Origin of the sequence: Rhizobium sp. LC145, assembly GCF_001005825.1 — a bacterium.
Classification (GTDB): domain Bacteria; phylum Pseudomonadota; class Alphaproteobacteria; order Rhizobiales; family Rhizobiaceae; genus Neorhizobium.
The window spans coordinates 569,181-590,905 of sequence record NZ_LBHV01000004.1 but is presented as its reverse complement, the minus strand read 5'-3'; the positions used below and the strand labels follow the sequence as shown (position 1 = coordinate 590,905).

Annotated in this window: 24 protein-coding genes; 7 read left to right on the top strand and 17 right to left on the bottom strand. The window is 62.5% G+C overall.

The annotated features are described in order from the left end of the window. Nucleotides 1-31 precede the first annotated feature (31 nt). Entirely contained in the window at nt 32-322 is a 291-nt protein-coding gene (locus tag YH62_RS14415) for a hypothetical protein (protein WP_046794895.1), read from the top strand. Between the two features lie 8 nt (nt 323-330). On the opposite strand, the gene YH62_RS14410 is transcribed toward YH62_RS14415, so the two are convergent. Next, nucleotides 331-1,524: a pyridoxal phosphate-dependent aminotransferase gene (locus YH62_RS14410; protein WP_046794894.1), complete on the bottom strand. Its 1,194-nt coding sequence runs from the start codon at nt 1,522-1,524 to the stop codon at nt 331-333. A gap of 13 nt (nt 1,525-1,537) precedes the next feature. Further along, the gene (locus YH62_RS14405; RefSeq protein ID WP_046794893.1) at nt 1,538-2,179 is read right to left on the bottom strand and encodes a TetR family transcriptional regulator C-terminal domain-containing protein; all 642 of its coding nucleotides are present in this window, start codon (nt 2,177-2,179) and stop codon (nt 1,538-1,540) included. A 491-nt stretch (nt 2,180-2,670) separates the two neighbouring features. On the opposite strand from YH62_RS14405, the gene YH62_RS14400 reads away from it, so the two are divergent. From YH62_RS14400 to YH62_RS14385, 4 genes are all read left to right on the top strand, one after another. Continuing rightward, a complete protein-coding gene (locus tag YH62_RS14400) occupies nt 2,671-2,943 on the top strand; it encodes a hypothetical protein (protein ID WP_046794892.1) in 273 nt (90 codons plus the stop codon). A 45-nt stretch (nt 2,944-2,988) separates the two neighbouring features. Continuing rightward, the gene (locus YH62_RS14395; protein WP_046794891.1) at nt 2,989-3,192 is read left to right on the top strand and encodes a hypothetical protein; all 204 of its coding nucleotides are present in this window, start codon (nt 2,989-2,991) and stop codon (nt 3,190-3,192) included. A gap of 25 nt (nt 3,193-3,217) precedes the next feature. Next, nucleotides 3,218-3,466, top strand: coding sequence for a hypothetical protein (locus tag YH62_RS14390; RefSeq protein WP_046794890.1), 249 nt, complete (start codon nt 3,218-3,220; stop codon nt 3,464-3,466). Between the two features lie 145 nt (nt 3,467-3,611). Next, nucleotides 3,612-4,289 carry a phosphoribosyltransferase family protein gene (locus YH62_RS14385; protein ID WP_046794889.1) on the top strand — a complete coding sequence of 226 codons (678 nt, stop codon included), beginning with the start codon at nt 3,612-3,614 and terminating at the stop codon, nt 4,287-4,289. A gap of 7 nt (nt 4,290-4,296) precedes the next feature. On the opposite strand, the gene YH62_RS14380 is transcribed toward YH62_RS14385, so the two are convergent. Next, the gene (locus tag YH62_RS14380) at nt 4,297-5,049 is read right to left on the bottom strand and encodes an endonuclease/exonuclease/phosphatase family protein (RefSeq protein WP_046794888.1); all 753 of its coding nucleotides are present in this window, start codon (nt 5,047-5,049) and stop codon (nt 4,297-4,299) included. A 65-nt stretch (nt 5,050-5,114) separates the two neighbouring features. Between YH62_RS14380 and YH62_RS14375 the strand changes: the two genes are divergently transcribed. Continuing rightward, nucleotides 5,115-6,056, top strand: coding sequence for a lysylphosphatidylglycerol synthase domain-containing protein (locus YH62_RS14375; RefSeq protein WP_046794887.1), 942 nt, complete (start codon nt 5,115-5,117; stop codon nt 6,054-6,056). Here the strand turns inward: YH62_RS14375 and YH62_RS14370 are convergent. The 3 genes from YH62_RS14370 to YH62_RS14360 form a co-directional block, all read right to left on the bottom strand. Continuing rightward, on the bottom strand, nt 6,036-7,532 hold the full coding sequence (locus YH62_RS14370) for a phospholipase D-like domain-containing protein (RefSeq protein ID WP_082118367.1): 1,497 nt from the start codon (nt 7,530-7,532) through the stop codon (nt 6,036-6,038). The two genes, YH62_RS14375 and YH62_RS14370, sit on opposite strands and share 21 nt — an antisense overlap. Nucleotides 7,533-7,630: 98 nt before the next feature. Continuing rightward, a complete protein-coding gene (locus YH62_RS14365; protein ID WP_046794885.1) occupies nt 7,631-7,837 on the bottom strand; it encodes a hypothetical protein in 207 nt (68 codons plus the stop codon). A gap of 27 nt (nt 7,838-7,864) precedes the next feature. Next, nucleotides 7,865-8,044, bottom strand: a complete 180-nt coding sequence (locus tag YH62_RS14360) for a hypothetical protein (RefSeq protein ID WP_046794884.1) — start codon at nt 8,042-8,044, stop codon at nt 7,865-7,867. A gap of 213 nt (nt 8,045-8,257) precedes the next feature. Here YH62_RS14360 and YH62_RS14355 point away from each other — a divergent pair, with 213 nt between their 5' ends. Further along, nucleotides 8,258-8,767, top strand: coding sequence for a DUF892 family protein (locus YH62_RS14355; protein ID WP_046794883.1), 510 nt, complete (start codon nt 8,258-8,260; stop codon nt 8,765-8,767). Between the two features lie 43 nt (nt 8,768-8,810). Here the strand turns inward: YH62_RS14355 and YH62_RS14350 are convergent, their stop codons facing one another. The 11 genes from YH62_RS14350 to YH62_RS14300 all read right to left on the bottom strand — a co-directional run bounded on the left by YH62_RS14350 (nt 8,811) and on the right by YH62_RS14300 (nt 21,724). Beyond that, the gene (locus YH62_RS14350; RefSeq protein ID WP_046794882.1) at nt 8,811-9,026 is read right to left on the bottom strand and encodes a hypothetical protein; all 216 of its coding nucleotides are present in this window, start codon (nt 9,024-9,026) and stop codon (nt 8,811-8,813) included. 180 nt (nt 9,027-9,206) lie between these two features. After that, nucleotides 9,207-9,425, bottom strand: a complete 219-nt coding sequence (locus YH62_RS14345; protein ID WP_046794881.1) for a hypothetical protein — start codon at nt 9,423-9,425, stop codon at nt 9,207-9,209. 72 nt (nt 9,426-9,497) lie between these two features. Then, nucleotides 9,498-11,666, bottom strand: coding sequence for a glycoside hydrolase (locus YH62_RS14340; RefSeq protein WP_046794880.1), 2,169 nt, complete (start codon nt 11,664-11,666; stop codon nt 9,498-9,500). Next, nucleotides 11,605-12,660, bottom strand: a complete 1,056-nt coding sequence (locus YH62_RS14335) for a glycosyltransferase (RefSeq protein WP_046794879.1) — start codon at nt 12,658-12,660, stop codon at nt 11,605-11,607. The genes YH62_RS14340 and YH62_RS14335 overlap by 62 nt, the downstream gene beginning before the upstream one ends. Beyond that, entirely contained in the window at nt 12,657-14,024 is a 1,368-nt protein-coding gene (locus YH62_RS14330; protein WP_245282091.1) for a glycosyltransferase family 4 protein, read from the bottom strand. Before YH62_RS14330 ends, YH62_RS14335 begins: the two co-directional genes overlap by 4 nt. 136 nt (nt 14,025-14,160) lie before the next feature. Then, nucleotides 14,161-15,417, bottom strand: a complete 1,257-nt coding sequence (locus YH62_RS14325) for a glycosyltransferase family 4 protein (protein ID WP_046794878.1) — start codon at nt 15,415-15,417, stop codon at nt 14,161-14,163. Then, a complete protein-coding gene (locus YH62_RS14320; RefSeq protein ID WP_046794877.1) occupies nt 15,414-16,187 on the bottom strand; it encodes a polysaccharide deacetylase family protein in 774 nt (257 codons plus the stop codon). The genes YH62_RS14325 and YH62_RS14320 overlap by 4 nt, the downstream gene beginning before the upstream one ends. After that, nucleotides 16,180-17,436 carry an O-antigen ligase gene (locus YH62_RS14315; protein ID WP_245282103.1) on the bottom strand — a complete coding sequence of 419 codons (1,257 nt, stop codon included), beginning with the start codon at nt 17,434-17,436 and terminating at the stop codon, nt 16,180-16,182. The genes YH62_RS14320 and YH62_RS14315 overlap by 8 nt, the downstream gene beginning before the upstream one ends. 84 nt (nt 17,437-17,520) lie before the next feature. Next, the gene (locus YH62_RS14310; protein ID WP_082118346.1) at nt 17,521-19,149 is read right to left on the bottom strand and encodes a GumC family protein; all 1,629 of its coding nucleotides are present in this window, start codon (nt 19,147-19,149) and stop codon (nt 17,521-17,523) included. 110 nt (nt 19,150-19,259) lie between these two features. Next, nucleotides 19,260-20,417: a hypothetical protein gene (locus YH62_RS14305; protein ID WP_046794874.1), complete on the bottom strand. Its 1,158-nt coding sequence runs from the start codon at nt 20,415-20,417 to the stop codon at nt 19,260-19,262. Further along, nucleotides 20,414-21,724: a lipopolysaccharide biosynthesis protein gene (locus YH62_RS14300; protein WP_046794873.1), complete on the bottom strand. Its 1,311-nt coding sequence runs from the start codon at nt 21,722-21,724 to the stop codon at nt 20,414-20,416. Before YH62_RS14300 ends, YH62_RS14305 begins: the two co-directional genes overlap by 4 nt. Nucleotide 21,725: the final 1 nt, after the last annotated feature.

Sequence of the window (21,725 nt, the reverse complement as noted above, 5' to 3'; positions counted from 1 at the left end):
ACGGTTCATGTTGTGAACCAGGGAGGCGAGCATGGAACCCAAAGAAAAAGCGAAATCCGGCGGCGGTGGGCCGAACATTACCAAGAGTTCCGGCACCGGCGAGATGACACGCCGCCACGAGGCCGATCCCGCCACCGCCGATCTCAACAAGGCCCGCAAGGTCTGGGAGGCCGAGACCAGCCGCGATCCGAGCGGCCGGGTGGCGGATGCGGGCGATGCCGGTGGCGGCAGCGCGCTTCCCTATGACGAGGAGGCGGAGGCTGAATTCGTCGGCCGGCAGACCACCCGCAAACCCTCATCCAAGGATGACAAGGCGGAGTAATACGTGGCTCAGGCCCGCTTTTCCGTCAGCGCGACCAGGCGGCTTGCAAGATCGCCGATCCGTTCCATGGCGATTGCCAGAACGTCGTCCGGCACGGTCAGCGAAATGCGCAGAAAGCCGGCGGCCTGATCGCCGAAGGACCTGCCAGGCATCACCGCCACCTTCTCCTCCTGCAGCAGTTCCCAGGCGAACTCTTCGCCGCCGAGGCCGGTTGCGGCGACGTCGAGCAGGATGAACATCCCGCCTTCCGGCGGCATGGGCGTTATAAGATTATTGCCGGCAAAGGCCTTTTCGACGATCGCGGCACGGCGGCGATAATTCTCGCGCATCACGTCGGCGGTCTCGAAGCGCCTTGAGAGAGCCATGGCCGTCATGTCGGCGATGAAGGGCTGTACGCCGAACAGCATGGTCTCGGAAACGGGCAGCACCTTTTCGCAGAACTCTTCCGGCCCGGCGGCCCAGCCGCTGCGGAAGCCCGGCGCGGCATGGGACTTTGAGATGGAGGAGACGACGATCGTGCGCTCCGCGAGTTCCGGAATGTCGAAGGGCGAGGCGAACGGCGTGCCTTCGAAGATCAGCTCCTCATAGACCTCGTCGCAGACGATCCAGAGATCATGCCTGCGGCAGACCTCGCCGATCGCGGCGATTTCGGCGGCCGTCAGCACGGCGCCCGTCGGGTTGTGGGGCGTGTTGAGCAAGAGCACGCGGGCTTCGGGCGTGATCGCCCATTCCAGATCCTCGGCCTTCATGTGGAACCTGTTCTCGGGCCTTAGCGGCACGGGGATCATATGCGCGCCCGTCGAGGCGATCACGCCTTCGTAGGTGGCATAGAGCGGATCACCGACGACGACACCGTCACCTGCCTCGACGAGGCCGGCCATTACGCTGTAGAGCGCCGTCTGAGTGCCGGGAAAGCAGAGGAAGTTGTTCTCGGTCACGCCCTTGCGGCGCTTTGAATATTTCTCCACCAAGGCGTTCAAGACCGTGGGTTCGCCGCGGCCGTTGGAATAGCGGGTGCGGCCCGCATACATGGCCCGCGCAGCCTCATCGAGAAGCGCCCTGTCGGGTGCGATGTCCGGCTCGCCGATCGTCAGCTCGATGACGTCCTCGCCCGCAGCCTTCATGCGGCGGGCGGCGAGGTGAACGGCCCAGCGGCCGGAGCCGAGATGGGCGAGGCGATCGGTGATCGAAGCATAACGCATGGCATTTCCTTTTTTATGTCTCGGAAGCCGAAAGCTCGCCCGGCGAAAGCCGGAGCAGGGCTTCGACGGAAGAAAGAGCGGTTTCGGCAAGCCCTTTGTCGGCAAAAAGGTCCGCGGCAAGCGTACCCTCGAGCCAGAGGCCGTCGATCAGGCCGTTGACGGCGATCGCGTGCGCGCGGCATTCCTCGCGGCTGACGGTCCGGCCCTGTTCCGCATGGAGAGCGAGGAGCAGAGCTTCGAGCGCCTCCAGAAAGGTCAGGTAGTTCTCGCGATGAATGGCGGCGAAGGTCGGGTCGAGCGGAATATGGCTGATGAAAGCCGCCCAGAGCGAGAGCGTGCGCGGGTCCGTGACGGGCGGCGTGACGTTGGCGACGATGAATCGGCGCAGACGCGTGCGGGCATCGCCGCCCTCCGTCGCCGCGCGGATCGCCTCGTCCGTTATGCCGGTCATGACCTGCCGATAGGCCGCCTGCAGCATCTGGTCCTTGCCGGCGAAGTAATGGCGGATAAGCCCGCCCGTGACGCCGGCGCGCGTGGCTATCTGCCGCACGGTTGCGCCGCGGATGCCGAATTCGGCGATGCAATCGAGCGTGGCGGCGATCAGGTCCTCACGCCGCTCGGTCTCGCTTGCCCTGTGATAGCTGCGCCGGTTCACCGAAATGCCCGCATGGGGCGGATGACATTGAAAAGCCGGGCAAAAGGCATGGCATAGGCGCCGCAGGCCTGCATCGAAACGGTCTCCCGGAATTGCGGATAGGGGCGGAGTCCGCTCCCAAAATTTGTCAGTGGTTGAAGTTATTATACGCTTGAATAATGCCTGCACAAGTCAGGCTTCATGCCTCAATTCTTATCCAGGACGATTAAGGGATCGTATCCCGGCGCGCGCCGCGCCGCCTGAGCGGGATCAGCGGAGCCTCCGGTCAGGCAGGAAAAAGGCGCCTCCCTGAAAAAGGAGGCGCCAGTTGGGAGGGTATTTATGACGCCGTCGATCGGACAAAGTTCTGTGATCGACGTCGCCTGAACACCGGGCCCAGGCAAAGGTTCCCGTTTTCGTACGCATATCTCGGGTCTATATCCCACGCCTTGCCGGAACAATCGCGATGCCGGCCGGTTCTGTCTTTGCATCAAAAACGGAGACAAGAGCCAATGAGCAAGGCAGTCCAGACCACCAATCACGATGAAATCCGCCATTGGATCGAGGAACGCGGCGGCCATCCCGCGCGAGTAAAAGCGGCGGCTGGCGAAGGCGGCTTGCTGCGCGTCGATTTCGGCAGGCCCGAAGAGGCGCTGGAAGAAATCTCGTGGGAGAATTTCTTCGCGGTCTTCGACGATAACGAGCTTTCGTTCCTCTACCAGGAGGAAACCGATGACGGCAAAACAAGCCGTTTCAACAAGTTCGTCGCACGCACGCGACATTGAATGCCGCGGCTGCCTTGCGGCACACGCGATCAAGGAGGACGAGTCATGACGTCCAAGCACTTCAAGCCCCGAAAGCCGAGCGACGCCGACCTGAAATCCGATCCAGGCATCGGCCAGTCGAAAGGTCTCAACCGAGCCACCGGCAACGAGGAGATCGCAGGCGAAAATACGGATGAAGGCGATGTCGCGAACGATACGCTGCCATCCGGCGGTATCGATCCCGACCAACGCGGCCGCGCGAACAAATAGCGGCGACGAAAAGGAGGAATTCATCATGCAGGGTGCGAAGACCCACGAGCAGCAGCGGAACATCATCGAAAAGCGCGAGAAAACGGCCAATGCCGGCAAGGACTTCGATGCGAAGGCTGATCTCAACCGCAGCGAGGCCGCGCGCAAGGCTTTCCGCAAGGGCGATGACATGAGTATGCGCACGGCGGATGTCTCGATGAATGATGATCCTTCCATCATCCGCGGGCGCAACCAGGAAAGCGAGCATCGCAAGGGCGGCGGCGGCAGCCGATAGCGCCTCCGCCGGAACGAAGGCGCTCTCCCAAGGGTTTCCGGCAAGGTTGTCCGGGTGCCGGTCGGGGGCTATGATCCCCGAAGGGCAGGGCAACAATATCCGGCCGTGGCGACTTCGCCGCGGCGGAGCGTCTTGGGAGGATGACATGTTCGGATTTGGCCCCACCTTTGCAGATCGTGGCGATGCCGGAAGGCAGCTGGCGGATGCCCTTCAGGAACAGGCCCACGCCAATCCCATCGTGATGGCGCTGCCGCGGGGCGGCGTACCCGTCGCCTTCGAGGTGGCGCGGCGGCTCGATGCGCCCCTCGATCTCTTGATAGTCCGCAAGATCGGCGCTCCTGGCCAGCCGGAATACGGCATCGGCGCCGTAGTCGATACCAAGGAGCCGCATGTGGTCGTCAACGAGGAGGCGGCGCGGAATTTCTCGATCCCACCCGGCTATCTTGCGACCGAGCGAGATCACCAGCTCTCCGAAATCCAGCGGCGTCACCGCATGTATTTCGGGGAGGACGAGCCACGTGATCACGACCATTCCGGCAGGGATGTCATACTGATCGACGATGGTATCGCCGTCGGGGTCTCCATCCGCGCCGGCATCCATGCGCTGAAACAAATGGGTGTTGCCTCCATCTGCATCGCTGTACCTGTTGCGCCGCGGGATGTGGTGGAATCCTTGAGGGACGAGGTCGACGAGATCGTCTGCCTCTCGGCTCCCGAGCGCCTTCAGGCGGTCGGCGCCCATTACGGCGATTTCACCCAGACGACCGATCAGGAAGTGGTTCGGCTGCTGAAGGAAGCGCGGAAATTCGGCAAGGCGCCCTGAAACGGTTCTAAACCTCAACGGTTGCCAGCAGCGGCAGGTGATCGGAGGCGCGGCGTGCGAGTTTCGTCGAAGCTACTCCGGCTTCGCGCACCTGGATGTCCGTGGACACGAAGATATGGTCCAGCCTCAGGAAGGGATAGCGGGATGGAAATGTGGGCCTTGGCTGCATCACCGTACGGTTCTGGACGTCGGCCATTCCCCGCGAGAGATTGTGATAGACCGGCGAGGAAGGGACGGAGTTCATGTCGCCAATCAGGATTATCGGCTTCTCCCGGCAATCGGGGTGGCCGAGCCAGTCGGGCCCCCGCAGCACGGCCGTCTGCCTCAGCCGGTCGCGGCGCCGGAGGCCGAGATGGGTGTTGAACACCTGAAGCTGCGTATCGCCGGCGGTTATCTCCACCCAGATCGCACCCCGCTGCTCGCCGTGGGAGGGCAGGACGTCTCCCTTGACCAGGCGCATCGGGAGCGCCGTCAGCACGGCATCGCCGTAATGCTCCTCCTCCACCTTCAGCGCGGCGTGGAAGTGGAATTCCATGCGCAGGAGGGATGCGATGATATGGGCCTGATCCATGCCGCCGGTGCGGTTGCGGCCGACATCCAGCTCCTGCAGCCCGATGATGTCGGGCTCGAGAGCGGCGATGACCTCCGCTACCCGGACAGGATCGAGCCTACGGTCGGTGCCGATGCAGCTATGGACGTTGTAACTCAGGATCTTGAGTGCCTGCCGGGCGGGAAATGGTCGTGTCTCGGTATCCGTCATGCCGCAGGGAACCCCTTTGCCCGGCTTTTCGTTCCCACACGGGACTCCGGCAACGGAGGAAGAGAATGATCGCCAGGCGGCACGTGCTGAGATTGTTGATCGCCGCGGCGATCTGCCTTGCCGTTCTCCTCGTTTACCGCAGCCTGGGGCGATACTCCTTCGAGGAGATCGAAGAGTCCGTCGGCGCCATTCCCGGATGGCGGCTGGCTTCCGCTCTCGGTTTTGTCGCCTGCTCCTATCTTTGCCTCACGGGCTTCGATGCGCTGGCGTTGAGATATGCCGGAAAACCGCTCTCCTATCCGCGCACGGCGCTCGCCTCCTTCACGAGCCTTTCGATCGGCCACAATGTGGGGCTGGCGGCGCTCAGCAGCGGCGCGGTCCGATACCGCTTCTATTCGCGCTGGGGGCTTTCCGCCGAGCAGGTCGCCAAGGTGATCGTCTTTTGCGGAGTGACGGTGGGATTGGGGCTCGCCACGCTCGCGGGGCTCGCCCTGCTTTTGAGACCGGGTGGCGATCCCAATCTGCTGGGGCTCGACAGGCCGGCGGCGATCCTCCTGGGCCTCGTGTGCCTCGCTCTGCCGCTTGCCTATATGCTGATCTGCGCCTTCGTCCGCCGCCGGCTGAGACTGTGGAGCTGGAGCTTCGAGCCGCCCCGGCCGGCGCTCGCTCTCGGGCAGATCGTCATCGGAACGCTGAATTTTTCCTGCGTGGCGGCTTGCATTCACCAGCTTCTCGCGGGCTTTTCGGATGCCGGCTATCTGGATGTTGCGAGCGCCTACGTTACCGCCAATATCGCGGCGTTGATCAGCCACGTGCCGGGCGGGCTCGGCGTTCTGGAAGCAACCATGCTAAGTATCCTGCCGGATGCGGAATCGATCGGCGCACTGGTTGCCTTTCGCGTTCTCTATTTCTTCGTGCCTCTGACGGTCGGCGTGCCGATCCTGATCGCGAGCGAAGCCTATTATCGCCGCCGCCCGGAAAAGGTGTCAGAACAGGCGACGAGCTAGGCGGGAGAAAAAGCGCCGGATACCCGCCTCAAACTGCGGGACGGGCCAATAAGGCTGCTTGGGATCGACAAGGCCGGTGCCGATCATGGATTGCGTCTCGCCGTTGCGAGGATCGACATCGAAGGGCCGCAGTCCGCGCGGGCGGATGTTCAGGGCATCCACGGCTGCGAACATGGAGCCCGTTCGGGCGATGATTTCGGCCACTTCCCGCGGCGAGGCGTCGAGATGTTCAGCCAGCAGGTCGTTGCGGATGGCGGCGATGGCGCTCTGGCCCGCCGGCGAGCCGGTTTCGATTGCCAGGTCGCATTCCGTATCGAGCCCTTCGGAGCGATTGTTGAGGTTCGACGAGCCGACGCGAATGAAGCGGTCATCCACGATGATGACCTTGGAATGCACGATTACCTCCTGCTCGCCGCCCCTTCCGTCCGGCACGACAGCGTAGAAGACCCGAAGCCGCTTGTTGCGGTCGGCGCGCTTCAGCCGGCGGATAAGGCGATTGCGGTTGTGCCCCATCATCAGCTTTTCCAGGAAGCCATGGGACTTCCGGGTCACGACCACCAGGATTTCCGGTCCGTCAGCTTCTCTCAGGCGCCGGGCAAGCGTGCGCGCGACGCCGAATGAGGCGAGATACTGGGTTTCGATATAGAGGTGGCGCTTCGCGTTTCTCAGCGCGTCGTGGGTCAACCGGATCGCTTCCCTGTGGCCGCGGTGTCCCCTCCACTTCCATGCCTCGGTGAGCGCCAGCGCGGCATTGCAATCCGTGAGCGCCGGCTCCAGATCCTCGGGCCAGGGTGCGTCGCCCGGAAAACCGTGTGCCGTCAATTTTTCACCGGTCGCTTTCTTCCACCGGCGGCGTGCGACGTCGCCAATCATCCCGGCAGCGTCTCCGCTCACGATCGCCTGCACGTCATGCAACGGACCGTAACTCGTCCCGTCCGGAGCAATCCGGCGGGCATCTTCGACCCGGTGGAGGCGATCGTCCCAGCGTTTGGCGGTAATGTCGATGCCGCCGAGGAAAGCGGTCCGATCGTCTATCGTGACGATCTTCTGGTGATGGCTTGCCCGAAGCGGGTGACGGAAGTCGAAGCGCAGGAAAATGCGGGGATGATCGCTCCATCCCATCTTGCCGAAAACCTTGAGGCTCCTTCCCGAATAGACCGGGCCCATTCCCCAGACGAGGAGACGGATTTCCAGATCTGGCCTTTCCTCCGCCAGCATGTGAAGCAATTGCCCCAAGGTTTCGCTATCGGGCTCGTCCTGGCGCAGGCGAATATCGGGGTTGAAATCCCAGCCGACGATGAAGATGGATTTCCGGGCCTTGCGGAGAACCTGATCGAGCCGGCGGAAGTAATCGGCGCCATCCACCAGGAATGCCGCCTTGTCGGCCCTTGCGCTGCGCCATGCGTTGCGTCCGGGCCGGATGATCGGGTCGATCTGGACAAACTCGGGTGTGGAAAGCTCTATCGCCACGTCCACCTGCGCCATCTCCTGAGATGAGTGATAGATGAACGTGCGAAATTTTCCCTTTGTTCCAACGGTCTCTCCCACGCTGAGGGGCGCGGGAGAAGGATCCGCTACTGGTCTATGCCGTGTGGAGGCGGATTGAGGGGTTCAGTGCCGCCAAACTCCGCTACATTGAAGAGCTCCATCGCGGCCAACACGCAGAGAAGGATGAACAGGGCCGCGGCAAATAGCTTCCAGAGCTCCAGCCTGGGCGCTCCATGCTCTTCGCCGGGGTGCTTGTCTCCGCGATGCGTGTGCATGTCGCTATGGGTTGCCATGGTCACCTCCTGTTGCCACCGGACCCATTATTGAACGCGGTTGCCCGGCGGCATGTAGACCGGCGGATTTTCGGTTTCGTCCGGATTAGGCAATGGTGCCTCGTCCGGAAGGCGGTCCGGCTCAGGCTCGTCGATCGGCGGTTCCGGCTTCCAGGTCGGCGCCGGCATCGGCGGCTGTTCGCTCGGTTCGCGTGGATCGGGCATCATGATTAGTCTCCTTGCGGTACTCTTCCTTGCAGGAGCACAACGGAGCCCGGCGGCTATTGTTCCTCCCGACAGGCGCTCCGATCGGAGCCTTTTTCGGGCAGTATCTTCGGGCCCGGCGAACGGTCGGCGGAACTTAGCGCGTCTTCTCAAGTTGATGCGATGCGCCCGACGAGCCCGGCCCGTCGGGAGGTCGAAGATGCTAGGAGAAACGACATGACCCATGCCAGAGACAATTTCATCGCGTGGCTTCGGGACGCCCATGCGATGGAGGAGCAGGCCATAACGATGATGACGGCGCAATCGCGGCGCCTCGAGAACTATCCCGATCTCAGAAACCGCATCGAGCAGCATCTGATCGAAACCCGAGCGCATGCTGAAGTCCTGGAAGACCTGCTTGGGCGGTTCGCGGCGGGCGGCGCCTCGACGCTCAAGGATATCGCGGGAAAGCTTGCCGCAACCGCCCAGGGGCTCGGAGGCATATTCACGAGCGATGAGGTGATCAAGGGAGCCATGGCGAGCTACGCGTTCGAGCATGTGGAGATCGCGAGCTACCGTGTGCTGATCGCAGCGGCGGATGAGCTTGGGGAGATCGAAGCGAAAGCGGTGTTCGAGCGTATCCTGGAGGAGGAGATCGCAATGGCCGACTGGTTGGAGGCAAACCTCGACAACGTCACGCGGGTCTTCCTCATGCGCGACGAACGCGAACTGCAGGCCAAGCGTTAGGGATCAGATACCAGCCGCCGTCGGACGGCTGGCGGAAGCGCGATCAGTTCTTGATGTGGGGCATTTCCCCCAGATGGATGTGGAGTTCTCTTTCGTCCCGCACACCTTGTTGATAAAGCTGCAGAATTTGCGCAGCTAGATCATTGGCGGCCAAACTTCCACCATCCAGTCCGCGCTCAGCGCACAGCGTGTTGAAGAAACGCTGGAGGAAAGCCAGTTCGCTTGGTTCGAATGCATGCGTAACGACTGCCGTATTCATTGTTTTCGGCCTCCATTACGGGGCGAAGCGTGCCTTGCCTCCCGTCGCCATCGCCCCTTCATACCCTGGCGATAGCCAACAGTGACTCTTTCCCCCATTCTTTGCAAGGGTGATCTTGACAATAAATCCGGTTCAATTCCGCGAGGAGTGAATCTCACCCGGTTGTGATGATTCGGTCCGCTAATCCTCTTTCAAATGATTGGCTTCGTGATCGTGAAACTGCTCTGTCTGCACGGCCTTGCTGTCGAGGCCACGCTGGCGGGAATGCTGCGCCTTGTCGCGATTGGAAAGCACCGTGTTTTCGGGAATGAGCTCCTTGTCGACGTCCGTCATGGCGCCGCTCCCGCTACCCTTGCCCCGAGTGCCGCTGCCGACATGTTTCGTGCTCGCATGGGCCATCGATATTCCTCCTGTCCAGGTCGGTATATCTATCCAACCAGCGAGCCGGGATTTTGATCCCGGAGGCTCGCCTCAATCGGTTTCAAGCAGGAAGAAGGTGGTCGGCCCGGAGGGGGTGTCGTTCGAAAGATTGAAGCGGATAGGTCCTGTTTCGACCCGCAGCGGCGCCTTCACTTTCCCATCCAGCCCAACCGAGGAGAGGCGCCAGCGAGCGACGCGTTCCTTGAACTCCAGTGCAACCTCGCCCTTGCGGATCAGCACCGGCAGCGAGCCGAAATCCTCGATCACGTTCTCCTCGGGGTCCCGAAAGCGCATGTTCGTATTGCGGGCGTCCGTCGCGAAGATCAGCAGGATACGCTTGGCGGTGGCAAGCGACGAGCCGCCATCCAGCGCCGCCGCCGCGATCAAGCCTGCGCCGTCGGCACTTTCAACCCGCAAGGTTCCGAGGTCGAGAGGGCCGTCCAACTTGCTGAAAGCGGCTGCCTCGGTCCGGGGCGTGGAAAGCGTCAATCGCTGTTCTTCCCGGTCGAGCAGCAGTTCGCCGGTATCGCTTTCGAATATTCCACGCTCCGGATCGGTGCGATTATTGGCCGGCAGGAGACCGGCCTCTCTCAACGCGTCGAGCAGTTCTTGCGCCTGGGTGTCTTTGCGGGGTTGATTGACCGCAAGCAGTTCCCGCAGGCCATCCGAGGATTTGAGGCCGATGCGGGAGACGAGTGCGAGCTCGGTCAACGCGTCGGGCTCGGCCGCCTGCATGTCATCGTTCAGGTCTTCCATGCCACGCATGGTGAAAGGGATCACGTTGCGAGCCGGCGAGACATCGCCTCGACGGAAGAGAAGTGCTGCGAGCGTTTCTCCCGCCCGGGCGACCGGATCGAGCGCTATCGCATAAGGCAGCATGGCTCGCTTGTGGGGATAAGGCTCACCGTATTTCAGGATGATTGGTGCATGTCCGTGGCGGCAGAGAATGTCCCATCCCTGCAGCGTCGCATAGGCGGGCATGAGAAGCCCGGCCTCGTAGCGGTAGCGGCTCCAGAAGAGATGGTCATATTCACTGAGGGCGAAAGGCTTGCCGAGCCAGCGCGAGGCGGCGGCATAACGCATGTAGCTGGCGGCATCGGTGACGGAGCTTTTGTTTCCGATGGCCGAGCCGGGCTCATAGCCACCGACCCAATCCTGGTAGGTGTTCATGGTGACGGCATCGAGCCGCTCCCGGCTGAGCGAGGTCTGGACCGTCGCCCAGTTGTTATAGGTGCTGATGAGGCCGCGATAACCGAGATCGCGCAGCACGTTCGTTATTCGGTCGGCGGAGCGACGCTCGGTTTCCACGAAGAAGGCCTGAAGATCGCGCATTCGCGGTCCGTCCAGGTAGCGGTCGACAGGCAGGCTGATCGAGGCGGCTTCCAGCCTTTCATCGGGGCGGAGGTCGGGCCAGGCTTTCCCAAGTTCCGTGGTCGAGCGATATTTGTTGCGAAGCCAGGCATTGAAGGGTTTTTGTAACATGCCGGCATAGCCGGGCCAGCCTTTTCCTTCCTTTACGACATTCTCGAATTCGATGCCGTTTTCATTGGCAAGAATTACCAGTGCAAGCGCCTCGTCCTTGATGGGCGCTATCCCGGTATAGGGATTGATCCGGGCGAGAAGCTCCTTCTGCAGCCGTTTCCAGTGTTCGAATGCCTCGTCGTCGAAATGGAGAGCCAGCTTCACGTCGCCGCCGGGATCCCAGCGATCGTCATATCCGCCATAGGCGCCCCGCCAGGATGTGATCCCGTCGAACATCCAGTAGATGCCGTTCCGCTTGAGGGCGGCCATCAGGTAATGGATGCGGTCGAGCACGTCCGGATTGAAGTCGAAATCGTCGGCGCGGCCTTGCATCAGGTTCGCATCGACGAAATGGAAGCGGGCGATGTTGTAGCCGCGCATGGCCAGTTGTCTGGCATAGATATCAGCGGAGGCATGGTCGGGAAAGCCGCCGGACGCTGGGCTCCAGCCGAGCGAGGCGCAAAACAGGGGCTTCGGGGACCGAGGCGAAGCGGCGGTCGCGATGCGCCCATCTTCACCGGCAATAAGCCGGTGATCCTCGTCGATCGGTTGGTTCGGCAGAATACCGGAAAAGTCGAGTGGGCTGCCGCTTGCAACGGTCAGCGCGATTTCACGAACCGGCAACCAATCAGTGGCGTTAGCCGCCGGAGCCGCTGCGATAAGCGCCAGAATCCCCGCCGCCCTCATCAGTCTTTTCATCGGGCCCTCCAAGATAGCGGCTTTCGATCCAGTCGAGCGGGCTGCGTCGCGGAGCGACATAGCCGAAAGGCAGGCCCGCCGCATGGAAGAGCCAGGCGACCACCGTGTAGAGGCCGAGCGAGAAGCTTCGCTTTCGGACCGACATCAGCGCGACGACCGCGGCGAAGATTCCCACCACGAGCACGAGCGCCAGCAGCTTGTCCGGCAGGAAGAGGAGGAGGCCGAGCGAGAAAAGGATCCAGCAGCAGACCAGCGCCCATAGCTTCAGCTCCGGCAATTCCTTCAGCATCTGCCGGAAATAAGGTTTGCCGGTTGCCGCCCGCAGAACTTCCCCGATGCCGAAGAGATATTTCGTCTTCCAGCGACGCACCAGGAGCCGATAGGAATTGATGCTGTGGCCGTAATGCCTGACGAAGCGCCGGTCGAGCCTGTGCAGGTTCCAGCCGGCATGCCTTAGGCGTATCCCGAGGTCGAATTCCTCGTAGCCGTGCAGGTTCCGATCGGTGAGGTAGCCGATGCTCTCGATCGCCGCCCGCCGATAGAGGCCGCCGCCGTTCATCCGGTCTATGGAGCCGATGCGATTTTCCGGCGCATTCCGCTGGACGCGGCGCGTATATTCCAGATTGTCGAGCATCATCTCCTCGACATGTCCCGTTACCCCCGCCGCCTTGCCGTGCCGGTCCAGAAAGGCCAGCGCCTCGGGCAGGAAATCAGGGTCGAGATCCATGTCGCCATCGAGAAGGCAGATGTATTCGTACCGGGCATATTGGAAGCCGAGTTGCGGACCGAGGCCGCAGCTCGGACGCGCCGGCGCCTCGATACGTACGATGCGCACCGGGTAACGCGAGGCGATCTCGATCGTGCCGTCGGAGGAGCCGCTATCGGCGACGATCACCTCTCCGCGCCCGCCCGGAAGACCGGCAAGCGCGTGCCGGATCGTCTGGGCGATCCGCTTCTCTTCGTTGAGCGTCTTGATGATGATCGATACGGTCAAGAGAACCTCTTGCTGTTCTTTGCGACGACGGATCGATAGACCGCCGCCGTGGCGCGCCCTATGGAGGACCAGCCGTAGGCGCGTTCGATCTCGCGGATGCGCGCAAGCGCCCCCTCCTGGCTGAACGGTTCCGACATCTTGCGGGCAAGCGCTTCGGCAAGCGCCGCGACGTTCCGCACGGGGAAGTAGTCCGTTGCCGGCAGCTCCACTTCGCGGTTGGCCGGAATATCGCTCGCCAGCACCGGAAGCCCGTAGCTGAGCGCCTCAAGAAGCGCGATCGGCATGCCTTCGTGGATCGACGGCAGGACGAAAAGACCTGCCTGGGAAAAGAGGGCCGCGAGATCTTCCCCGCTCTGGAAGCCGGCCATTACCACGCCCGGAACCCGCGCGGCCATGGCCTCCACCTCTTTCGAATAGGGGCTGTCGTGATCGGCGGCACCCACCAGAACCAGTTTCCAATCCGTCCGTCCGAGCGTCTCGAAGGCGGCGATCAGATCGTTCTGCCGCTTTTCCGGAACGATGCGGGCAACCATGACGATATAGCGCCGGCGCTCGAGCCCAAAACGCTCGATGACGCCATTGCCGGCAATGCCGGGCCGCACGTTCACGCCGTTCGGAATGTGGCTGACCTCTCTGCAGTGCCGCGCCTTCATGGTCCGGGCGACATCCCCCGAAACCCCGATGCTGGCGCTGGCGAAGCGCATCGCCAATCTTTCTCCGAGCCGCAGCACCCGCCTTGCGAGCGGCCCCCATTTCTCCCGGTCGTAATCATAGCCGTGATGGGTGACCACCACCTTGAGGCCGGCGAGGCGGGCGATCGGAGCCAGAATCCCCGGGCCGATCGCGTGGATGTGCAGGATATCCGGCCGTTTCACGGCAGCATGGAGCACGCCGAGAAAGGTATGCGCGATTGCTTCGAAGAGCATGGAGCGCGGCGCCCAGAGAGGGACAACGCGAATGCCGCGCCAAACGGTAGGTGCCTTTTGCCGGAGATAGGGCCTGCGCCCGAGGATCTCGACATCCCAGCCATGCTGGAGAAGCTCCTGTCCGAGCATCTCGACATGTTTTTCTATCCCGCCCTGGATGTCCGGAATGCCCCGCAGGCCGAGCATGACGACCCGTCGTCGGATCGCCCGTACGCTCTCCGCAAGATCGGGCGTGATGGAGGTATCGATGAGTGCGGGCGAGAGGCGTGGTGTCTCGTTCATCACCACGCGCTCCCGCCGCGCCCCCTCCGGCCTGTTCAGGCTCGGTGCGGCCGGAGCCGGTCGTGCGTTCAGGTTGTCCCCGAGCGCGAGATGATCCGGCGCCCCGTTTGCGAATGGCGGATGTTCCATCTGCGAGACACGCGTTTTCTTTTCCATTGACCCGGCCCAGAAATCATTTCTGAGTAGGTTGTACCGATGGAACGTTCCGATACCGGAAATCGAACCGCTAAAATTCTAGGGAAGCTGTGCGGTTTTAACGCAAAAGGCCGGAACGTTGCCGAGGCCTTTGTCCTCAGGCGACGCCGAGGCTCCGGTAGAGGTCCAGCATGCGCTGCCGATAGGCATTGCTGGAGAAATCGGCGGATATCCACCGGCGGCCCGCCCGGCCCATATCCGCCCGCCTTTGCGGAGAAAGTGCCGCCATGGCGGAAAGAACGGCGGCGAGGTCTTCCACCGAACCGGCCGCCGCGGTTCTGCCGGTCTCATCCTCGCGGACCATTTCCGGTATGCCGCCGATCGCTGCGCCGATCACCGGGCGGCCGAGCGCATAGGCTTCTAGGATGCTGATCGGCGCGTTCTCGTACCATTCCGACGGAAGCACCAGGGCGCGGGACTGCCCGATCAGGCGAAAGAGATTTTCGCCCGAGACATAGCCGGCGAAGGTGACGTCCGCCTGCATGGCTTCCGCGAGCTGCCGCAGCTTCATTTCCTCGGGGCCGGTGCCGGCGATCACCAGGCGCTGCCCGGCCTTGGCGGCGGCGCGGATCAGTGTCGCAATGCCCTTTTCCGGAGCCAGCCTTCCGGCGAAGACGAAATAGTCGCTCTCCGCCCAATCGGCCGAAAACTTCTCGACATCGACGAAGTTGGGGATGTGGACGAGGCTTTCCGCCGGCCAACCCCATTCCATCAGCTTCTCGCGATAGAAGCGGCTTGGAACGACGATGCGGTCGACCTTGTTGCGATAAAGTCCGAGCATTCGGTGCAGCGTGGTCTCGGCGAAGACGACGGCGCTGAGCGCGAGCGACTCTTTCACGCAGCGGTGGACGACGACATTGTGTATGCGGCCGCCACGGCAATCCTCGCACACCTTTCCCTCGCGCAGCATCTTGTAGGCAGGGCAGGCGAGTTTCAGGTCGTGGGCGGTCATCACGACCGGAATTCCGGCGTCCTTCAGGGTCGAGAAGATCGCCGGCGACAGGTGGTGGTAGACGTTGTGGGCATGGGCGATGTTCGGTCTCGCCTTTTCGATCAGCCGCTTGAGATTGCGTTGCGCTTCCAGCGAATAGATGACCTTGGCAGCCTGTGCCGCCTTGGCGAGCGGGCCCGCCTCCCGTCCGTATTCGATCTCGGAGACGAAATATTCCGACCATGGGGAGGGCTGGTTGTTCTCATGCTGCATGGCGAAGGGCACGACATCCCAGCCGATCTCCTCGAAAAGCGCCGTGTGATCGAAGAAGACCGTTTCGGCGCCTCCGCGACGATAGAAGTAATTGTTGATGTTGAGCAGCCGCTTCGTAACGGTGTCGGTCACGCTGGGGCGGACGTTCATCTCGCGTCTGCCTTCCAACCGAGTTCGCGCACCGCCGCCTCGACGGTGACGATCCGACAGCCCTTTTCGATACAATGGCGGACGAGATGATCGAAGGTCGCCGGGGTGCAGCCGTAGGGTGTCGGCTCTTCGGCGATATCGTGGGTGAAGAAGATCAGCCAGCCGGGATCGGTCGCGACATCGTCGATCCAGCCGGTGAGGTCGAGTGCATGATCCTCCGGTTGGCGGATTTCCACGGCTTTGAGCATCAGGGGGTCGACAAGGCCACGGTTTATCGCTTCGCCGGCACCTCGGCATGTCTCGAACCGATCCGCCAGGGTGTTTCGTGCCAGCGGCCAGGCGGCGTTGTAGGGAAAGGCGAAATTGGTCGCCGGGCGGGTGATGCCGATCTCGCGCAGAAAACGGGCGCTTCGATCCAGATCTGCTCCGAGGTCGCGGCCAAACTTGCGGATGCGGTTGTGGGAGAAGGTGTGGCACCCGATTTCGTGGCCGCGACGGAAAAGCTCCGTGCAGCCTTCGGCATCGATCAGCCTGCGGCGCGGCTCCACCGAGCCGGCAAGCCCGCCTGAGATATAGAAGGTGCCTCGCGCCGCGTATTTCTCCAGAATGCCCGCACCATGCGTCAGGGCAGTATCGGGAACGTCGTCGAAGGTGAAGGAGACGAGCGGCACTTGCGTTTCGACCCGGCGTCTCTTCGACGCGATCTCCCAGATCAGGCGGTTGCCGATCCGGTCGATCAGGTGGTCTACGGTCGTCGTCGGATCAGCCATGAGCAAAGTTCCCCTCCCGTGCCCCTTGCGGCTCGCTGACGAGGTTCTGCGAACGCAGCCGGAATCCATAGAGGGCGACGACGAAGGTGAACCAGAGCAGGCTGCCGCTTTCGAAAAAGATGCTTTCCAATCCCGCATTGAAGAGCGTGTAGAGCCATATGCGGACGAAGAGCCGCGTCACGTTCGAATGGGCGCCGCCGCCATCGGCACGGTTGAGATCGCGCAACGGCAGGAAAAGGACGAAGATCAGGGTGAGGACGAGGCCCGGAATGCCCGTCTGCAGCAGCATGTCGAGATAGGCATTATGGCCGTTAAAGGCCTCTACTGCCCAGGTTTCGACGGAGCCGCCGCTATAGACGAGTTCCCGCGTCTGCCAGAAGGCCTTCAATCCGTAGCCGGTGATCGGGTTTTCGGAAATTGCAGAAAAGGCGAACCGCCAGATATCCGAGCGGTTCGTAAAGGTCGCATCGATGCCGAGGCCGGTGACGAATTCGCGGAAGGGCGCAATGACGGCCGCTCCCACCGCCAGCAGGTTGAAGGCGGCGACGCCTCCAACGGCGATAGGGATGCGCAGGCTGCGAAACCGCTCGAACAGCCAAGCAAGAACCAGGACCGCCGGCAGCATGGCGGATGCCGACTTGCCGCCCGTATGGACGAGAAAGAAGCACGACAGTGCCACGATCACCAGTCCGATCATGCGCGACCAGACCGACATCACGTAAAAGCCGAAGAAGGCTCCGATGACCATGGCCCCTGCCGCACCGTTCTTATGCGTGAAGTGCCCCCGCCAGAAGCCGGCATTCATCGGCTCGCGCAATTCCGAGGCCTGGTGGATCGAAACATCGGGACGGAAGACCACGCCGAAATAGGCGAAACCCAGCATGATCAACGTGCCGATTGCGAGCAGCTTCGCAAACTGTCTCTCGGAGGAGGGCAGCAGCAGAAAAATGCTCGCGTTGATGGGCACGATGATCCCGAGGATCAACGCTTTGATCCCAAGAGTAGGGTGGTTGGAAAGAAGCGCCGTGAACAGGAACCAGCCGAAGATGGCGGCAAGCAGCCAGCGGGGCTGCAGGATGATCGAGCGCAGTGGGTGCAGGAAGCCGTAGAGCAGCATGCCGCCGAAGATCAGCAGCGTTGCGATCTGGTTGAGCCGGTTCGAGGCCCCCGCAGAAGGATCGAGCGTCGCGGCACCGGTGAGATCCACGTAAGGATCGGTGGTGACCCAGAAGAACAGGAAGACGGCCATGAACAGCGTGACGCCGAAAACGTTCCTGTCCAGGGTGACGGGGGCTATGGCTTCGGCTGTCGGGGATCGCATGGCACGCTCCCCTCACGCATACCTGTGCGGATAGGAAAGCCTGCGGCGTGCGTCATCGAGATGGCGCAGCAGGCCGAGCGCAATCGCAAGGCCGATGCCGAGCGCGGTTCCCGCCACCGCGCCGGCGGCGAGAAGGATCACCGTGCGCGGCGGCCAGCTCTTGGCCTTCGGCGGCACTGCCGGCGAGATTACCCGGACATTGGTGGCATCGATCTGCTGCCGTTCGGTGATCTGGTGCGTGCGGCCGAGATAGGTTTCGTATACGGCGGCCTTCGCCTGGGCGTCGCGTTCCAGCTCCCGCAGCCGCACCTGGGCATCGCTGTTGGTGAAGACGGTGCTGCGCTCGGCATCGGCTCTGCGGCGGAGTTCGTCCAGCGTAGAGCGGGCCTGGTCCACATCCGTCTTCGCCGATCGCAGGATACGGCCGGCCTCGTCGCCGATGGCTCTATCAAGCGCGGCCTGCTCGGATTGCAGGGAGATCAGGCGAGGGTGCCGTGCACCATAGGTCAATGAAAGAGAGCCGATCTGCTGCTGCAGCGTGGCGTAGCTGGTGCGAAGATTGGCCATTGCGGGCGAGTCGAAGACCGTGTCGGTCGCCGCGCGGCGGCTCGCGACGGCGTTTTGCATCTGCTCGTAGCGGGCTTCGGCCTGGATCAACCGCTGCTGCGCATCGAGAACCTGGGTGTCCAGCGCGCTCGAAATACGGCTGCTTGCCAATTCGCCCGCATTCAATTGCAGCTTGTTGTCCCGCTTGAATTGCTCCACGCGTTCTTCCGCCTGGGTCACGGCAGCACGCAGCTCATCGAGCCGCGAGGTGAGGCCGGCGGCGACGCGGCCGGCACTTTCCGCTGTCGATTGGAAAAGTTCGGTTTCGAAGGCACGCACGATGGCATCCGCCAACTTGACCGATTTTGCCGGGTCTTCCGTCCAGACCCCGAGGGAGACCACGAAGGAACGTTCCTCGCGCTGCGCGCTCACGCGTTCGCTCAACGCCCGCAGGATGCCGAGTTCCCTGTCGCCTTCGGGCTGAGGACCGGAAATCAGGCGCATGAGCGGGTCGAGGAGGCTCGGCTTGTTGAACTCCGGATCGTTCGCGAGATCGAGTTCGGTGATGACATGGCGCAGCACATTGCCCGAGGTCAGCACGCGAAGCTTGCTTTCCACTTCGAGGAGCTGCGAATCCCGCTGCGAACTGGAGGCGAACACATCGTCGGAAACGACGTTGAGGTTTGCCGGATCGACGATGAGATCGGTATAGGCCGTGTACCGCGGCGTCGCCGTCAATGCGTAGGCCAGCGCCGCAATCACACCGATGATGACGGCAAGCACGATCCATTTGATACCGTCACGCAGCCAGAGCAGGATATCCGCCGGGCCGATCTCGGTCAGGCTGAGAAACTGCGCGTTCAGGCTGCGCTCCAGCGTCGATTTTTCGGGTTCCGGACGGGGAGGCTCCGGCGGTTCCCGAACGGCGGGTTCGGAAGGCGCCAATCGCCGATAGTTTTCCGGAGGAGCATTGTGGCTCTCGGCTTCGTCCATACGGTCGAGGAGGGAGCCCACCCGGGACATGCCGGTCCTGCGGCCGGTCATCCCATCGGATTGAACCGGTCGTCGGTTTTCAGGCTCCTTCGGCCGGTACATTGACACCTCCACCCGCGCCGTCCCTGCACGGAGAGACCTTGGTTCACCAGGCATTCTCATGGATAACTAGATGGGCCGCATGAATATCGGGTTAATCCGATAGCTCTGATCTATCGGAAATCGGTCAACAACCGGCTCCAGCTTTCGGAAGCCAGACCGCCGACGAAGATATCGTGGCGAATGGCTGCTTCGTTTACTTCGCGATGGCGCGTCAGCATGCAGAAATAGCCGCGATGCCGGAAACTCATCTGCCGCTGGCGCATCAGCGCATTCATCAGGAAGGGCTGCGCCATGCCATGGGCGGCCGCATAACCGTTCGCATCGAGATCGGCGAACATCTGGCCGACGACATCGAATTCCCGATCTTCGAGGCACAGTATGTTGAGGACATGCGCCCATCCCCCTTGCTGGCCGAAGAAGAGATAGCAGCCGACCGTCTCACCCTTCGCATCGAATATGGTGCGGCACTGGAGGTTGCCGAGCGTCCTGTTGAGGGATGCGGTCTCCATCAGCCATGCCAGGTCGTCGCGCGACCATGCCGGGCGGATGAAGAAGCGTTCCGTCATCTTCCGGGAATGCGCGAAGAATTCATCCAGACTTGCCGCTTGTGAAACCAGCCCCTTCGGAATTGGCGGCGTAAAGGCCTTGAAATAACGCCTCGCAAGGGAGTCGATACCTCCAAGCAATGGTCCGAGGGGTAGATGTCGGGATGAGGGGAGTTTCGTCTGAAGCTCCCGCAAGCCGGCCCGGGAGGGCCTGAAGATACGCTGCCATTCGAGGCTCTGGATGGGCAGCATCATGCCGCCGGCGGCCCCCCAATGATCGGCACTGGCGGGCGAGGCATTGTCGGAGAAGCAGAGATCGGGCTGAGACAATCGTATCGCGCGGGTAAGCTGCGCCGCACCCACCAGCCCTGATCGGCCATCCGCCATGAAGGCGCAGAGCAGCCGGGCGGCAATCCTCCGCCCGCCGATGTCGAAGGCCATGGGCATGGCGAGCAATGCGCTATCGATCTGCCCCTTGCTGTTTTCGTGGACGATGCTTCCCAGCTCCGGCGAATAGCCGGGAGGTTTCAGGAAGACCTGGTCGAGATAGTCGAGCAGATCCCCGCCGGGCTCCTGGACCTTGTTGCGGAAGGCCTTGTTGAACAGCCGCCCAACCGTCTGAAGATCACCCGCCTCCATGGCGCGCACGCTGCGGGGCTGTGCATGGAGAGAGGCAAGGGAGGTGTTGTCTAGCAGGGGCATCTTGTCGAGGCTTTGATTCATTCGGCCGCCCCTCCCGCCGTAACGAGGGTTTCCCGCTTGCCATCCTGCCGGACGATCCGCAGGTAGACTGCCCAGGCGGCAATCGCCATGGCGGTCTCGATGACGTAATAGGAGACGAAAGTGCCGATCGGCGGGGCATACCACGTGGCCCAGGCGGCGAGGATGGCGCCGAGCAGGCTTCCGACCCCGAGCACGGAGGCGCGCGCGCCCTGGTGGCCGGATGCCCCCAGCGCCTCGACGGCGATCGCCCAGCCGGAAACCGGAACCAGCACCCAGCAGAGGTCACGTACGAAGGTCACCAGCGAGGTGTATTCGTGCCCGAACAGGTATGGAAGGACAGGTGCCAGCACGAAGACTGCGGCGGCGGCGGCAATGCTGATCGCAAGGGCGATGGCAAAGATCTTCGTAACCCGCTCTCTGGCATGATGAAGGCCGCCGACGCTGGCCCTTGCCGTTCCAGGATAGACGATCCGGTTCAGGGCATCGACGGAGAGATAGCTGCTTTCGATGATGCGGCGGGCCACGCTGTAGCTGGCGACGATCTCGGCGCTCGCCACGAGGCTCAGGACCAGGAGGTCGGCATTCTGGCGGGCGGCCTTCAGGATGAACGGGATGCTGAAGAAAAGACCGAGCCGCAGTTCCTCGCGGACGATGCCGTATTTCGGGACTCCCAGCCGGCGAACCGCTGCAATGCAGGCGAGGAAGAACAGCAGGTGGGCGGCGAATTGCCAGGCGATCCAGCCTTCCAGTGTCGATACACCAAAGACCAGGCAGGCAAGAACCGCCGCAGCGGTCCGAACCAGCGCGAAGCCCACCACCACTTTGTTGGCCGTGGCGAAATCGGAAAAGGCGATGAATACCTGCTCGCAGAACAGGATCGCGCGCACCAGGACGATGTTGGTGACGAGCATCACGGTTATCATCGCGGCATTGGCGACCGGATCGGGATCGACATCGAAGAAGAAGGGCAGGACGATCGCGCCGACCACGAGGAGCAGGAGCCCGCTGATCGAGGTCAGGATGATGTTATGCCCCAGCATGGCCGGATACATGGCATGATCGCGGGCAACGCGCCTCACCAGGCATTCGGTCGCGCCGAGCCCGCACAGGTGCAGGGCGATGTTGGAAACCGCCGTTATCGCCACGAAGAGGCTGAATTCGTGGACGCCGAGGGAACGCGCCAGCACCGCGAAGGTGACGAGCTGCGCGACCGAACTGATGATGAGGCTGGTGCCGGACGCGGCATAGGACATCACCATCGGCAGCATGGCGCGGTAGCTTTGGATTTTGGACGGGCGGCCTGGCATC

Coding starts and splice junctions, on each gene's coding strand:
- YH62_RS14415 (WP_046794895.1), top strand. CDS start 32: ATGGAACCCAAAGAAAAAGCGAAATCCGGCGGCGGTGGGCCGAACATT.
- YH62_RS14410 (WP_046794894.1), bottom strand. CDS start 1,524: ATGCGTTATGCTTCGATCACCGATCGCCTCGCCCATCTCGGCTCCGGC.
- YH62_RS14400 (WP_046794892.1), top strand. CDS start 2,671: ATGAGCAAGGCAGTCCAGACCACCAATCACGATGAAATCCGCCATTGG.
- YH62_RS14395 (WP_046794891.1), top strand. CDS start 2,989: ATGACGTCCAAGCACTTCAAGCCCCGAAAGCCGAGCGACGCCGACCTG.
- YH62_RS14390 (WP_046794890.1), top strand. CDS start 3,218: ATGCAGGGTGCGAAGACCCACGAGCAGCAGCGGAACATCATCGAAAAG.
- YH62_RS14385 (WP_046794889.1), top strand. CDS start 3,612: ATGTTCGGATTTGGCCCCACCTTTGCAGATCGTGGCGATGCCGGAAGG.
- YH62_RS14380 (WP_046794888.1), bottom strand. CDS start 5,049: ATGACGGATACCGAGACACGACCATTTCCCGCCCGGCAGGCACTCAAG.
- YH62_RS14375 (WP_046794887.1), top strand. CDS start 5,115: ATGATCGCCAGGCGGCACGTGCTGAGATTGTTGATCGCCGCGGCGATC.
- YH62_RS14365 (WP_046794885.1), bottom strand. CDS start 7,837: ATGGCAACCCATAGCGACATGCACACGCATCGCGGAGACAAGCACCCC.
- YH62_RS14360 (WP_046794884.1), bottom strand. CDS start 8,044: ATGATGCCCGATCCACGCGAACCGAGCGAACAGCCGCCGATGCCGGCG.
- YH62_RS14355 (WP_046794883.1), top strand. CDS start 8,258: ATGACCCATGCCAGAGACAATTTCATCGCGTGGCTTCGGGACGCCCAT.
- YH62_RS14350 (WP_046794882.1), bottom strand. CDS start 9,026: ATGAATACGGCAGTCGTTACGCATGCATTCGAACCAAGCGAACTGGCT.
- YH62_RS14345 (WP_046794881.1), bottom strand. CDS start 9,425: ATGGCCCATGCGAGCACGAAACATGTCGGCAGCGGCACTCGGGGCAAG.
- YH62_RS14340 (WP_046794880.1), bottom strand. CDS start 11,666: ATGAAAAGACTGATGAGGGCGGCGGGGATTCTGGCGCTTATCGCAGCG.
- YH62_RS14330 (WP_245282091.1), bottom strand. CDS start 14,024: ATGGAAAAGAAAACGCGTGTCTCGCAGATGGAACATCCGCCATTCGCA.
- YH62_RS14325 (WP_046794878.1), bottom strand. CDS start 15,417: ATGAACGTCCGCCCCAGCGTGACCGACACCGTTACGAAGCGGCTGCTC.
- YH62_RS14320 (WP_046794877.1), bottom strand. CDS start 16,187: ATGGCTGATCCGACGACGACCGTAGACCACCTGATCGACCGGATCGGC.
- YH62_RS14315 (WP_245282103.1), bottom strand. CDS start 17,436: ATGGCCGTCTTCCTGTTCTTCTGGGTCACCACCGATCCTTACGTGGAT.
- YH62_RS14310 (WP_082118346.1), bottom strand. CDS start 19,149: ATGTACCGGCCGAAGGAGCCTGAAAACCGACGACCGGTTCAATCCGAT.
- YH62_RS14305 (WP_046794874.1), bottom strand. CDS start 20,417: ATGAATCAAAGCCTCGACAAGATGCCCCTGCTAGACAACACCTCCCTT.
- YH62_RS14300 (WP_046794873.1), bottom strand. CDS start 21,724: ATGCCAGGCCGCCCGTCCAAAATCCAAAGCTACCGCGCCATGCTGCCG.